Origin of the sequence: Pseudomonas sp. FW305-28 (assembly GCF_017351395.1) — a bacterium.
GTDB lineage: Bacteria > Pseudomonadota > Gammaproteobacteria > Pseudomonadales > Pseudomonadaceae > Aquipseudomonas > Aquipseudomonas fluorescens_AA.
The window spans coordinates 1-12479 of the sequence record NZ_JACNDD010000179.1 but is presented as its reverse complement, the minus strand read 5'-3'; the positions used below and the strand labels follow the sequence as shown (position 1 = coordinate 12479).

Genomic DNA, 12479 nt, shown 5'->3' with positions numbered 1-12479 from the left:
GAGTGAGGGCACACCGAGCCTAGGCGAGGTGCCGAGTGGTGGGGCAAGAGCGTTTTGGTTACTTTTGCGCTTTTCAAAAGTGACCCGCTGTAAGAGCGGAACCGTAAGTAGCCGTTACCTAAGAAACGGATATACACACCCCCCCACAAACCAGCTAAATCAAGAACCCAGAAGCTCAGCCTTGACCAACTTAGCCTGCTCATCCGCATGATACGAAGACCGCACCAACGGCCCCGAAGCCACGTTCTTGAAGCCCATCTTGTACCCTTCCTCGGCAAACCAGGCAAAGGTATCCGGGTGCACAAAACGCTGCACCGGCAAGTGACTACGGGACGGCTGCAAGTACTGCCCCAAGGTCAGCATATCGATGTCATGCTCACGCATGCGCTTCATGACCTCGATAACTTCCTCATCCGTCTCACCCAGGCCCAGCATCAAGCCGGACTTGGTCGGAATGTGCGGCATCATCTGCTTGAAGCGCTGCAGCAAGGTCAGCGACCACTGGTAATCCGACCCCGGACGCGCGGCCTTGTACAGGCGCGGTACGGTTTCCAGGTTGTGGTTGAACACATCCGGCGGCTCGGCGGCGGTGATTTCCAGGGCGATGTCCATGCGGCCACGGTAATCGGGCACCAGGGTTTCCAACTGTACGTTCGGCGACAGCTTGCGGATCTCGCGGATGCAGTCGGCAAAGTGCTGGGCACCGCCGTCACGCAGGTCGTCACGGTCCACCGAGGTGATGACCACGTACTTGAGCTTCAGGTCGGCAATGGCGATGGCCAGGCTTTCCGGTTCGTTGGTGTCCAAGGGCTTCGGACGGCCGTGGCCGACGTCACAGAACGGACAACGACGGGTGCAGATATCGCCCATGATCATGAACGTGGCGGTACCGCCGGAGAAGCACTCGCCCAGGTTCGGGCAGGACGCTTCCTCGCAAACGCTGTGCAGCTTGTGCTTGCGCAGCAGCGCCTTGATGCGGTCGACTTCCGGGGAAACCGGGATGCGCACACGGATCCAGTCGGGTTTCTTCGGCAGTTCGGTGGTGGGAATGATCTTGACCGGGATGCGTGCAACCTTCTCGGCGCCGCGCAGCTTGACGCCGGCCTCTACCTTGGCACGCGGGGCCGGACGCTCGGTGACGTCCAGCGTCGGGATCATGGTTTGCACTGCATCAGTAGTCATATCAGTCGATTCCGCCCGTGAGGGTCGTCTGCTCAGCATAGTCGAGGTGTTTGACGAGCTGCGCGCGCAGCCGGGCACTTACCTCGGCAAATTCAATCGATCCTGCGTGCTCGCTCAACTGGGTCATCGCCAGTCCCGCGTAGCCACAGGGATTAATCCGTCGGAATGGCGCCAGGTCCATGTCCACGTTCAGCGCCAGGCCATGAAACGAACAGCCATGGCGGATCCGCAAGCCGAGGGAGGCGATTTTCGCCCCATCGACGTAGACACCCGGCGCATCCGGCTTGGCCGCCGCCGTCACACCGTAGCTGGCCAGCAGCTCGATCAGGCACGTTTCCATGCGGGTGACCAGCTCGCGCACGCCAAACCCCAGCTTGCGCACATCCAGCAACAGGTAGGCGACCAGCTGACCAGGGCCATGGTAGGTCACCTGCCCGCCCCGGTCGACCTTCACCACCGGGATATCCCCCGGTAGCAACAGGTGCTCGGCCTTGCCGGCCTGGCCCTGGGTGAACACCGGCGGGTGTTCCACCAGCCAGACTTCATCGTCGGCGGTGGTACCGCGTTCGTTCGTGAAGCGTTGCATGGCATGCCAGACCGGCTCGTAGGCCATCGTGCCCAGCTCGCGAAAGCCCAGCGTGCCCGGCATCACAACACCATGTGCACGAAACCGGTCGCTCGCAGCTCGCTGTTGATGTCGTAGAGCTGTTCCTGACCAGTGGCAATGATGTGCAACTGGATCGTCGTGTACTTGCCGTTGGTACTCTGGCGCTCGGCCAGGGTCTTGTGGTCAACGGTGGCATGTTTTTCAAGGATCGCGATGATCTTGTCCTTGAACCCCACGCCGGTGTCGCCGATTACCTTGATGGGGTAATCCGCGCAGGGAAATTCGATTTTTGGCGCCTTTACTTCAGAGTCTGTCATGGCGTAACGGCCTCGTAAGCCGTGGTAACGCACATGGCCCCGCTCCGGATGGGAACGAGGCCATGCAGGTCAACACTCGATCAGTTGAACAAGCCGTAGAAGAATAGACGGATGCTATCCCAGATGCGGCGGAAGATACCACCTTCCTCGACCGCGTCCAGAGCGATCAGGTCAGCGCTGTGCACCACTTTGTCGTCCAGTTTGACTTCGACTTTACCGATCACGTCGCCCTTGGCGATGGGAGCGGTCAGTTGCGGGTTCATGGTCATGCTGGCAGCGAGCTTCTTGAGCTGGCCTTTGGGCAGGGTCATGGTCAGGTCCTGGGCCAGGCCGGCCTTGACCTGGTTGCTCGAACCTTTCCAGACCTGGGCCTGGGCCAGTTCGGTGCCCTTCTGGTAGAAGGTCTGGGTTTCGAAGAAGCGGAAGCCGTAGGTCAACAGCTTCTGGGTCTCGGCGGCACGGGCCACTTCGCTGCTGGTGCCGAAGACGACAGCGATCAGGCGCATGCCATCACGCACAGCCGAAGACACCATGCAGTAGCCGGCTTCGTCGGTGTGACCGGTCTTCAGGCCATCGACGGTCTTGTCGCGCCACAGCAGCAGGTTGCGGTTAGGCTGCTTGATGCCGTTCCAGAAGAACTCCTTCTGGGAGTAGATGGCGTAGTGGGCCGGGTCTTCGTGGATGATTGCCCGGGCCAGCAGCGCCATGTCGTGAGCCGACGAATAGTGCTCAGGGTTCGGCAGGCCGGTGGGGTTCATGAAGTGGCTGTTGGTCATGCCCAGGTCGGCCACGGTTTTGTTCATCATGTCGGCGAACGCATCTTCGCTGCCGGCGATGTGCTCGGCCAGGGCGACGCTGGCGTCGTTGCCGGACTGGATGATGATGCCGTGCAGCAGGTCGCTGACGGTCACTTGCGAACCGACCTTGATGAACATCCGCGAACCGCCGGTACGCCAGGCGTTTTCGCTGACGGTCACCGGATCGTTTTCACCGATCTGGCCGCGACGGATTTCCAGCGTGGCGATGTAGGCGGTCATCAGCTTGGTCAGGCTGGCCGGTGGCAGGCGCTGGTCACCGTTGTTCTCTACCAGCACCTCGCCGCTGCTGGCATCCATGAGCACAAAGGATTTGGCGGCCAATTGAGGGGGAGCCGGCATCATCTCGACCGCGAACGCGGCCGGTGAGAGAAGCAGCGGGACTAGCAGGCAAAGGCGTTTGGCAAAGGTGGTGATGTTCATCCGTCTCTCGAAATCGCTAATGGGACTGCCCGAAGGCAAAACTGAAACAGGCAGCTTTCTAACGAGCTGCCGCGTATTTAAGTTGCTCACTCACTGCCCTTGCCGGGCTTTTATTATTCATGGAGCCAACAACCTGACCCGCTCCAACCGCCAGCGGGCCTCATTCAATTACTCAGCGGTGACCAGGCTCGGCGAACCGAGATTGGCCAGGCGCACACTGTTCTGCACCTGCTGGACTTCACCCGGAGAACCGATCGGCCCCAGGCGCACCCGATGCAGTGTCTGCTGGTTGCGCACGATCGAGCTGATGAACACCGGGGCGCTCACCATCGAGCTTAGCTTCGACCTCAGCAGTTCGGCAGCGTCCGGGTTGGCGAACGCGCCCACTTGCAGAAACTGGCCAGACGCTGTTGCAGAAGCGTTTTTTTTTGCATCGATCTGCACGGGCAGCACGGCCGCGGCGTGTTGCTGCGGCGGTGGTGTCCACTGCTCGACCGTGCCGGTGGACGCCGTCACGGTTGGCGCGGCATTTTGCGCCACTTTCGGCTCGTTGAGCATCAAAGGCGCCGGACGGCCACGTTGGGCCCACCATTCCTGCGGGTCGATGCCTTCGACCTTGACCCGGGCGGTGCCGATTTCAGCGTAACCGAGTTTTTTCGCCGCCGCATACGACAGGTCGATGATGCGGTCGGAATAGAACGGCCCACGGTCATTGACCCGTAGGATCACGCTCTTGTTGTTGTCCAGGTTGGTCACCCGCACATAGCTGGGCAGCGGCAGGGTCTTGTGGGCCGCGCTCATGCCATACAGGTCATAGACCTCGCCATTGGCGGTGTTCTGGCCATGGAACTTGGTGCCGTACCAGGACGCCGTGCCCGAGGCCACGTAGCGCTTGGACTCGGCCATCGGGAAATAGGTCTTGCCCAGCACCGTGTACGGGTTGGCCTTGTAGGGACCGGTGTGCAGGGTCGGCGTGGCGTCGGGAATGCGCGAGACATCCACGTCCCACCACGGCGCGCCGTCCTTGTGGGCCCGGTTGATGTCCAGGCCCGGCGTCGCGCGTACGGCGGTGGTGTTTTTCTGGGCCGGCGCGCGGCTGGTCGAACAACTGACGACCAACAGCGACAGCGCGGCCAACGCCACGAGCTTCAGGGGTTGATAGGTAGGCAATGCCCGCATTATTTGACGCCCCGTGCTTTGACCAGCTCTTCAGACAGTTGATATACGGCCATGGCGTACATCACGCTGCGGTTATAACGCGTAATCGCGTAGAAATTCTTCAGGCCCATCCAGTATTCGGGGCCTTGTTCGCCTTCCAGGCGCATCGCGGTGACCGGCATGTCGTCACGCAGCGCATCATGACTCGACCAGCCCAACGCCCGCAACTCCCCGACGGTTTTCGTCGGCTCGATGCCCTCGGTCAGGCCCTCGTCCACTTGCTCGCCACGCACGTCGGCACGGCTGACCACCGGCTGGCCGGCTTCCCAGCCGTGGCGCTTGAAATAGCTGGCGACACTGCCGATGGCATCGGTCGGGTTGGTCCAGATATTGATGTGGCCGTCGCCGTCGAAGTCCACCGCGTAGGCGCGGAAACTGCTGGGCATGAATTGCGGCAGGCCCATGGCCCCGGCATAGGAGCCCTTGAGGGTCAACGGATCGACCTGCTCTTCACGGGCCAGCAACAGGAACTCGCGCAGCTCCTTGCGGAAGAACTCGGCACGCGGCGGGTAATCGAAGCCCAGGGTCGACAACGCGTCGATCACCCGGAAATTCCCGGTGTTGCGGCCAAAGAAGGTCTCGACACCAATGATCGACACGATGACCTGGGCCGGCACGCCGTATTCCTGCTCGGCACGGGCCAGGGCCGCCTCGTGCTGGCGCCAGAAGTCCACGCCCCGGGCGATACGCGCCTCGGTGATGAACATCGGCCGGTACTCGCTCCACTGCTTGACCCGCTCGGCGGGCCGGGAGATCGCATCGAGGATCGACTGCTTGCGTTCGGCCTCGCGAAACACCCCCATCAGTTGCTCACCGGCAAAACCGTAGTCGCGGGTCATCTCACCGACGAATTCGGCCACCTGGGGCGAGCCTTCGTATTCACCAGCCAAGGCCTGCGACGCACTGCCCAGGAAGCCGACCAGGCCGATCCACGGCGCATATCGCGTCGACCAGCCGCGCATTGCTTGCATTGAACTCTTCACCTTATTCAAACCTGCGCGATCCACTTGCGATGCGTATGAATCGACATCAAAACCCCAAACGCTGACAGTAGGGTCACCAGCGAAGTTCCTCCGTAGCTAATGAAAGGCAACGGCACCCCCACGACCGGCAACAGGCCACTGACCATACCGATGTTGACGAAAACATAAACAAAAAACGTCATGGTCAGGCTGCCCGCGAGCAATTTCCCAAACAGCGTCTGGGCCTGGGCGGTGATCACCAGCCCCCGGCCGATCAGCAGCAGATAGATCAGCAGCAACACGCAGATGCCCACCAGGCCGAACTCCTCGCCCATGACGGCGATGATGAAGTCGGTGTGGCTTTCCGGCAAAAAGTCCAGGTGCGACTGGGTGCCCATCAGCCAGCCCTTGCCGAACACCCCGCCGGAGCCGATGGCGGCCTTGGACTGGATGATGTTCCAGCCAGTGCCCAGCGGATCGCTCTCCGGGTCGAGGAAAGTCAGCACCCGCTGCTTCTGGTAGTCGTGCATCACGAAGTACCACATGGCCACCGACACCGGCACCGCGGCGGCGATCACGCTGAGGATCCAGCGCCAGCGCAGCCCGCCCATGAACAGCACGAAGGCGCCGCCGGCCAGGATCAGCAGCGAGGTGCCGAGGTCCGGCTGACGGACGATCAGGATGAACGGGATGCCGATCAGCAACAGGCTGATACACACATGCTTGAGCTGCGGCGGCAGGGAACGCTTGGCCAGGTACCAGGCGATGGTCGCCGGCATGATGATCTTGAGGAATTCCGAAGGCTGGAAGCGGATCACCCCGGGTATGTTGATCCAGCGGGTGGCGCCCATGGCGTTGTGGCCCATGATGTCCACCACCACCAGCAAGCAGACCCCCACCACATAGGCCAGCGGCACCCAGCGCGCCATGAACCGCGGCTCGAGCTGGGCGATCACGATCATCGACACCAGGCCGATGCCGAACGAGGTGGCCTGCTTGGCCAGCAGGTCCCAGCTCTTGCCGCTGGCCGAATACAGCACGAACAGGCTGCCGGCGGCCAGGGTCAGCAGCAGGATCAGCAACGGGCCATCGATGTGCATGCGCTGCAACAAGGTGGCGCGACGGCGCATCACGTCTTCGCTGGAAAGGATCCGGTCGAAATTATTCTTCACGGGCCGTAGCCTCCGCAGTGATGGGGCTCGCGTACTCAGGCTTGAGCTGGCCGTGCTCATCCAGCAGCCAGGCGTCCATGATCTGGCGCACCACCGGCGCGGCGACGCCGGAACCCGACTCGCCGTTCTCGACCATGACCGCCACGACGATCTTCGGGTTGTCGGCCGGCGCGAAACCGACGAACAGGGCGTGGTCGCGGTGGCGTTCCTGGACCTTGGAGCGGTCGTACTTCTCGCCCTGCTTGATGGCGACGACCTGGGCCGTACCACTCTTGCCGGCAATCCGGTATTGCGCACCGATGGACGCCTTGCGGGCGGTGCCGCGGGCGCCGTGCATCACCTGCTGCATGCCGTTGTTGACCTTCTGCCAGTCCGACGGGTTGCGCAGGATGATGTCCGGCATCGGGTCCGGGTCCACCGGCTTCTGGCCTTCGATGGTCTTGGCCAGGTGCGGGCGATACCACTTGCCCTTACTCGCCACCAGCGCCGTGGCCTGGGCCAACTGCAGTGGCGTGGCCTGCATGTAGCCCTGGCCGATCCCCAGGATCAGGGTTTCGCCGGGGAACCAGGCCTGGCGCCGGGTCGCCCGCTTCCATTCGCGCGAAGGCATCAGGCCGGGGGATTCCTCGAACATGTCCAGGGAGACTTTCTGGCCGAGACCGAACTTGTTCATGTAGGACGACAACCGATCGATCCCCAGCTTGTGGGCCAGGTCATAGAAGTAGGTGTCGTTGGAACGCATGATCGCCGTTTCCAGGTCCACATAACCGTCGCCGGTACGGTTCCAGTTGCGGTACTTGTGGTCATAGTTCGGCAACTGGTAATAACCCGGGTCGTAGACCCGGCTCGAAGCGGTCACCACGCCGGAGTCCAGCCCGGCAATCGCCACGGCCGGCTTGATGGTCGAACCCGGCGGATACAGGCCGCGCAGCACACGGTTGAACAGCGGCCGGTCGATGGAATCGCGCAACTCGGCATAGGCCTTGAAGCTGATGCCGGTGACGAACAGGTTCGGGTCGAAACTCGGCTGACTGACCATCGCCAGCACTTCGCCGGTGTTCGGGTCCAGGGCCACCACCGCGCCGCGCCGCCCGCCCAGCGCCGCTTCGGCGGCCTCTTGCAGCTTGATGTCCAGGCTCAGGACGATGTCCTTGCCGGGGATCGGATCGGTGCGCTTGAGCACCCGCAATACGCGACCGCGAGCGTTGGTCTCGACTTCCTCGTAACCCACCTGGCCATGCAGTTCGGGCTCGTAGAAGCGCTCGATACCCGTCTTGCCGATATGGTGGGTGCCGCTGTAATTGACCGGATCGAGGGTCTTGAGCTCTTTCTCGTTGATCCGCCCCATGTAGCCGACCGAGTGGGCGAAATGCGGCCCCTGGGGATAATGCCGCACCAACTGCGCCACCACCTCGACGCCGGGCAGGCGGAACTGGTTCACGGCGATCAGGGCGATCTGCTCTTCGGTCAGCTCGAACAGGATCGGCACCGGCTCGAACGGCCGTCGGCCCTGGCGCATGCGCTTCTCGAAGATCGCCCGGTCCTCGGGCGTCAGTTGCAGCACTTCGACGATCACGTCGAGTACCTGCTGCCAGTCACCGGAGCGCTCGCGGGTCATGCTCAGGCTGAAGCTGGGCCGGTTATCCGCCACCACCACGCCGTTGCGATCGAAGATCAGCCCGCGGGTCGGCGGGATCGGTTGCACGTGCACCCGGTTGTTTTCCGACAGGGTGGAGTGGTACTCGTACTGGATCACCTGGAGGAAATACAAGCGCGCAATCAGCACGCCGATCAGCGTCACCACCGTAATAGCACCGAACACGACGCGGCCCCGTACCAGACGGGCGTCTTTTTCGTGGTCCTTGATGCGGATCGGCTGGGGCATGGGGCAGGATTACTTGTGGTAAGGGTGCCCGGACAGGACTGTCCAGGCACGATACAACTGTTCGCCGATCAGGATCCGCACCAGCGGGTGCGGCAACGTCAACGGCGATAACGACCAGCGCTGATCGGCCCGGGCACAGACTTCCGGCGCCAGCCCTTCCGGGCCGCCGACCATGAAGTTGACCGTGCGTGCGTCCAACCGCCAGCGATCGAGTTCCACCGCCAACTGCTCGGTGCTCCAGGGCTTGCCATGGACTTCGAGGGTGACGATGCGCTCGTTCGGCCCAACCTTGGCCAGCATGGCTTCGCCTTCCTGGCGGATGAAACGCGCCACGTCGGCGTTCTTGCCACGGGTGTTGAGCGGAATTTCCACCAGTTCCAGGGCCAGCTCGGAGGGAAGACGCTTGGCATATTCATGCCAGCCTTCTTCCACCCACTTGGGCATGCGAGAACCGACGGCGATCAGGCGCAGTCGCACAGCGGTCCCTTATTGCTGGTCTTTGTTGAGCTTGGTGAAGTGCTCATGGGGGTTTTCCGGGCTGTGATGCGCGGCGCTGGCCGAACGGCTCTGCTCGGCACCGGCCCACAGGCGCTCCAGGTCGTAGAACTGACGTGCCGAGGCGGTCATCATGTGCACGATGACATCGTCCATGTCCAACAGCACCCAGTCGCTGTCGCCCTTGCCTTCTTCACCCAGCGGCTTGACGCCCTGGGCCTTGACCGCTTCGCGGACCTTATCCAGCATCGCGCCAATCTGGCGGTTGGAGGTACCGGTGGCGATGATCATGTAGTCCGTGATGCTTTGCTTTTCACGAACGTCGATCACCTGGATGTCCTGGGCCTTGACGTCTTCCAGGGCCGCCACGGCCACCTTGACCAGCTCTTCGCCGACCAGCGCCACGCCGGTATGCGCCTCTACAGGCAGCGGGGCGCTCTTGAACGTGCCCTTGCGCTTTACTTTGTTTACGTCTTTGTCAGTCATATAAAACTCGTTTTGCTCGTATGTTCGGGTGCTTCGCTACACGCATTCACGTGCCTTGAAGCGCGCCTTTTTCAGTTCGACGCACGGTAAAGCCCGTGCGCATCGATGTAGGCCAGGACCGCGTCGGGCACCAGGAAACGTACCGACTTACCGCTGGCCAGCAGTTGACGGATCTGGGTGGCGGATACCGCGAGCGGCGTCTGCCAGACGAATGCAATCTGTCCGCTCGGCCCTTTCAGGGCCAGCGGGTCGCTCACCGAGCGGGCCGCCAGCAGGTTGCGCAAGGCATCCGGCGGCTCGCTGTCGGCATCCGGGCGTTGCAACACCAGGATGTGGCAATGCTGGAGCAACTCTTCCCAGCGATGCCAAGTGGGCAGGCCGCAAAATGCGTCCCAGCCCAGAAGCAGAAAAACCTGGGCATCAACGGCCAGTTCGGCGCGCATCAGCTCCAGGGTATCAATGGTGTAGGACGGTTTGTCCCGCTGCAATTCGCGGGCATCCACCACCAGCGGTGCCACACCGGCCACCGCGCACTCGACCATCGCCAGACGGTCCTGCGCCGACACCTGTGGCGTGTCCCGGTGAGGCGGCCTGGCGCTGGGCGTCAGGCGTAGCTCATCGAGGGCCAGGGCGTCGGCGACTTCCAGCGCACCGCGCAAATGGCCGATGTGCACCGGGTCGAACGTGCCGCCCAGGATACCGATGCGCCGGGGCGGAGTTGTCGTCGTCACAGCGGCTGACGGGTCGAGGTCGCCCAAGTCAGACCGGCTCCTGTCCGCGCAACTGGCCGTCACCGACCACAATGTACTTCTCGCAGGTCAGGCCTTCGAGGCCCACCGGGCCGCGGGCGTGCAGCTTATCAGTAGAAATGCCGATCTCGGCACCCAATCCGTATTCAAAGCCGTCGGCGAAGCAGGTCGGGGTGTTGATCATCACCGACGCCGAATCCACTTCGGCCACGAAACGCCGGGTTTCGCCCTGGTGCTCACTGACGATGGAGTCGGTGTGGTGCGAGCCGTGGCGGTTGATGTGTTCGATGGCCTGGTCCAGCCCGTCGACCACGCGGATCGACAAGATCGGCGCCAGGTACTCGGTGTCCCAGTCTTCTTGCGTGGCCGCAACGGCCTCGATGATCGCCCGGGTGCGCTCGCAACCGCGCAGTTCGACGCCTTTTTCGCGGAACTGGGCGGCCATCGACGGCAGGAAGTCCTGGGCAACGGCCTGGTCCACCAGCAGGGTTTCCATCGCGCCGCAGATACCGTAGCGGTAGGTCTTGGCGTTGAAGGCGATGCGCTGGGCCTTCGGCAATTCGGCGTGGGCACTGACGTAGACGTGGCAGATACCGTCCAGATGCTTGATCACCGGCACGCGGGCGTCACGGCTGACCCGTTCGATCAGGCCTTTGCCGCCACGTGGCACGATGACATCGACGAACTCGGGCATGGTGATCAGGGCGCCGACTGCGGCGCGGTCGGTGGTTTCCACCACTTGCACCACGGCCGCCGGCAGATCGGCCTCGGCCAGGCCGCGCTGGATGCAGGCGGCAATGGCACGGTTGGAATGGATGGCTTCGGAACCGCCGCGCAGGATGGTCGCGTTCCCCGACTTCAGGCACAGGCTCGCGGCGTCGATGGTCACGTTCGGCCGCGACTCGTAGATGATCCCGACCACGCCCAGGGGCACGCGCATCTTGCCGACCTGGATGCCCGACGGGCGGTAGCTCATGTCGCGGATCGCCCCGACCGGGTCCGGCAGGGCCGCGACCTGGCGCAGACCGACGATCATGCCGTCGATGCGGGCCGGGGTCAGCGCCAGGCGCTCGAGCATGGCCGGTTCGAGGCCATTGGCCCGGCCGGCGGCCAGGTCCAGCTCGTTGGCGGCGGACAACTCGGCGCGCGCAGCGTCCAGCGCATTGGCGGCGGCCTGCAGGGCGCGGTTTTTCTGCGCGGTGCTGGCCCGGCCGATGATGCGCGACGCTTCGCGAGCGGCGCGACCCAGGCGGGTCATGTAGTCAAGAACGGACTCAGTCATGGTCTGTGTGGTCTTGGCGATGGGGAAAGCGGCAGATTATAGCTGTCGTAACCCTCGACTAACAGCATGGACTCGCAGTGGTGACCGGCGGAGAAGTAAAACAGGCGTAAACAGCCGGTTGAAGCGAGTGTTCAGCGGTGATTAAGCTTTCCATTGCTATCATCGCGCTTCCTTTGGCCTCACTTCGTCTATCGCCATGACCGATTTGCCATCGCCCAACGCCCTGCCCCACGCCTTTTTCGACCGCGACGCCCAGGTCCTTGCCAAAGACCTGCTGGGCAAAGTCATTCGTCACAAGGTCGGCGACCTGTGGCTCAGCGCGCGGATCATCGAGACCGAGGCGTATTACTTCGCCGAAAAAGGCAGCCACGCCTCGCTGGGCTACACGGAAAAGCGTAAGGCTTTGTTTCTGGATGGCGGACACATCTATATGTACTACGCCCGGGGCGGCGATTCGCTGAACTTCAGCGCCCAGGGTCCCGGCAACGCGGTGCTGATCAAATCCGCCTACCCGTGGGTCGATACCCTTTCCGGGCCGGCGAGCCTGGCGCAGATGCTATTGAACAACCCCGACGCCCAAGGCCGGCCGCGCACACCGCAAAAACTCTGTGCCGGCCAGACCCTGTTGTGCAAAGCTTTGGGGCTGAAAGTGCCGGACTGGGACGCCAAGCGCTTCGACCCCGAGCGCTTGCTGGTGGAAGATGTGGACGTGCCAACGGTCAACGCGATCCAGACCACCCGCCTGGGTATTCCATTGGGACGGGATGAACACTTGCTCTATCGCTTCGTCGATGCCGCCTACGCACCGTGGTGCACCCGTAACCCGCTGCGACGGGGGCAGGTCGAAGGGCGTGATTATTTTTTGCTTTCATGAACACACCGCACA

Annotated in this window: 13 protein-coding genes; 1 reads left to right on the top strand and 12 read right to left on the bottom strand. The window is 62.8% G+C overall.

Features of this window, described 5'->3' with window-relative positions:
* Window positions 1-159 precede the first annotated feature (159 nt).
* From lipA to J4E53_RS27125, 12 genes are all read right to left on the bottom strand, one after another.
* On the bottom strand, window positions 160-1182 hold the full coding sequence (gene lipA, locus J4E53_RS27180) for a lipoyl synthase (RefSeq protein WP_014340371.1): 1023 nt from the start codon (window positions 1180-1182) through the stop codon (window positions 160-162).
* A 1-nt stretch (window position 1183) separates the two neighbouring features.
* Window positions 1184-1831, bottom strand: coding sequence for a lipoyl(octanoyl) transferase LipB (gene lipB / locus J4E53_RS27175; protein ID WP_003205887.1), 648 nt, complete (start codon window positions 1829-1831; stop codon window positions 1184-1186).
* Window positions 1831-2106 (bottom strand): DUF493 domain-containing protein, encoded by a 276-nt coding sequence (locus J4E53_RS27170; RefSeq protein WP_053125656.1) that lies wholly within the window; start codon window positions 2104-2106, stop codon window positions 1831-1833. The genes lipB and J4E53_RS27170 overlap by 1 nt, the downstream gene beginning before the upstream one ends.
* A gap of 80 nt (window positions 2107-2186) precedes the next feature.
* Entirely contained in the window at window positions 2187-3344 is a 1158-nt protein-coding gene (locus J4E53_RS27165) for a D-alanyl-D-alanine carboxypeptidase family protein (protein WP_060740482.1), read from the bottom strand.
* Between the two features lie 168 nt (window positions 3345-3512).
* A complete protein-coding gene (locus J4E53_RS27160; protein ID WP_060740481.1) occupies window positions 3513-4523 on the bottom strand; it encodes a septal ring lytic transglycosylase RlpA family protein in 1011 nt (336 codons plus the stop codon).
* Window positions 4523-5533: a lytic murein transglycosylase B gene (gene mltB / locus J4E53_RS27155; RefSeq protein WP_060740480.1), complete on the bottom strand. Its 1011-nt coding sequence runs from the start codon at window positions 5531-5533 to the stop codon at window positions 4523-4525. The genes J4E53_RS27160 and mltB overlap by 1 nt, the downstream gene beginning before the upstream one ends.
* Before the next feature lie 17 nt (window positions 5534-5550).
* Window positions 5551-6654, bottom strand: a complete 1104-nt coding sequence (rodA, locus tag J4E53_RS27150; RefSeq protein WP_060743125.1) for a rod shape-determining protein RodA — start codon at window positions 6652-6654, stop codon at window positions 5551-5553.
* Between the two features lie 31 nt (window positions 6655-6685).
* Window positions 6686-8581, bottom strand: coding sequence for a penicillin-binding protein 2 (gene mrdA / locus J4E53_RS27145; RefSeq protein WP_060740479.1), 1896 nt, complete (start codon window positions 8579-8581; stop codon window positions 6686-6688).
* 9 nt (window positions 8582-8590) lie between these two features.
* Complete coding sequence (rlmH, locus tag J4E53_RS27140) at window positions 8591-9058, bottom strand: 23S rRNA (pseudouridine(1915)-N(3))-methyltransferase RlmH (RefSeq protein ID WP_047229490.1); 468 nt, start codon at window positions 9056-9058, stop codon at window positions 8591-8593.
* A gap of 9 nt (window positions 9059-9067) precedes the next feature.
* Window positions 9068-9562, bottom strand: a complete 495-nt coding sequence (gene rsfS, locus J4E53_RS27135; protein ID WP_058543147.1) for a ribosome silencing factor — start codon at window positions 9560-9562, stop codon at window positions 9068-9070.
* A 71-nt stretch (window positions 9563-9633) separates the two neighbouring features.
* Entirely contained in the window at window positions 9634-10320 is a 687-nt protein-coding gene (gene nadD / locus J4E53_RS27130) for a nicotinate-nucleotide adenylyltransferase (RefSeq protein WP_072411928.1), read from the bottom strand.
* A gap of 1 nt (window position 10321) precedes the next feature.
* Window positions 10322-11593, bottom strand: a complete 1272-nt coding sequence (locus J4E53_RS27125; RefSeq protein WP_060740477.1) for a glutamate-5-semialdehyde dehydrogenase — start codon at window positions 11591-11593, stop codon at window positions 10322-10324.
* Window positions 11594-11789: 196 nt separating this feature from the next.
* On the opposite strand from J4E53_RS27125, the gene J4E53_RS27120 reads away from it, so the two are divergent.
* Entirely contained in the window at window positions 11790-12467 is a 678-nt protein-coding gene (locus tag J4E53_RS27120; RefSeq protein ID WP_060740476.1) for a DNA-3-methyladenine glycosylase, read from the top strand.
* Window positions 12468-12479 lie beyond the last annotated feature (12 nt).

Excerpts from the sequence above, each read along its gene's own strand:
- lipA (WP_014340371.1), bottom strand. The coding sequence starts at position 1,182 with ATGACTACTGATGCAGTGCAAACCATGATCCCGACGCTGGACGTCACC.
- lipB (WP_003205887.1), bottom strand. The coding sequence starts at position 1,831 with ATGCCGGGCACGCTGGGCTTTCGCGAGCTGGGCACGATGGCCTACGAG.
- J4E53_RS27170 (WP_053125656.1), bottom strand. The coding sequence starts at position 2,106 with ATGACAGACTCTGAAGTAAAGGCGCCAAAAATCGAATTTCCCTGCGCG.
- J4E53_RS27165 (WP_060740482.1), bottom strand. The coding sequence starts at position 3,344 with ATGAACATCACCACCTTTGCCAAACGCCTTTGCCTGCTAGTCCCGCTG.
- J4E53_RS27160 (WP_060740481.1), bottom strand. The coding sequence starts at position 4,523 with ATGCGGGCATTGCCTACCTATCAACCCCTGAAGCTCGTGGCGTTGGCC.
- mltB (WP_060740480.1), bottom strand. The coding sequence starts at position 5,533 with ATGCAAGCAATGCGCGGCTGGTCGACGCGATATGCGCCGTGGATCGGC.
- rodA (WP_060743125.1), bottom strand. The coding sequence starts at position 6,654 with ATGCGCCGTCGCGCCACCTTGTTGCAGCGCATGCACATCGATGGCCCG.
- mrdA (WP_060740479.1), bottom strand. The coding sequence starts at position 8,581 with ATGCCCCAGCCGATCCGCATCAAGGACCACGAAAAAGACGCCCGTCTG.
- rsfS (WP_058543147.1), bottom strand. The coding sequence starts at position 9,562 with ATGACTGACAAAGACGTAAACAAAGTAAAGCGCAAGGGCACGTTCAAG.
- J4E53_RS27125 (WP_060740477.1), bottom strand. The coding sequence starts at position 11,593 with ATGACTGAGTCCGTTCTTGACTACATGACCCGCCTGGGTCGCGCCGCT.
- J4E53_RS27120 (WP_060740476.1), top strand. The coding sequence starts at position 11,790 with ATGACCGATTTGCCATCGCCCAACGCCCTGCCCCACGCCTTTTTCGAC.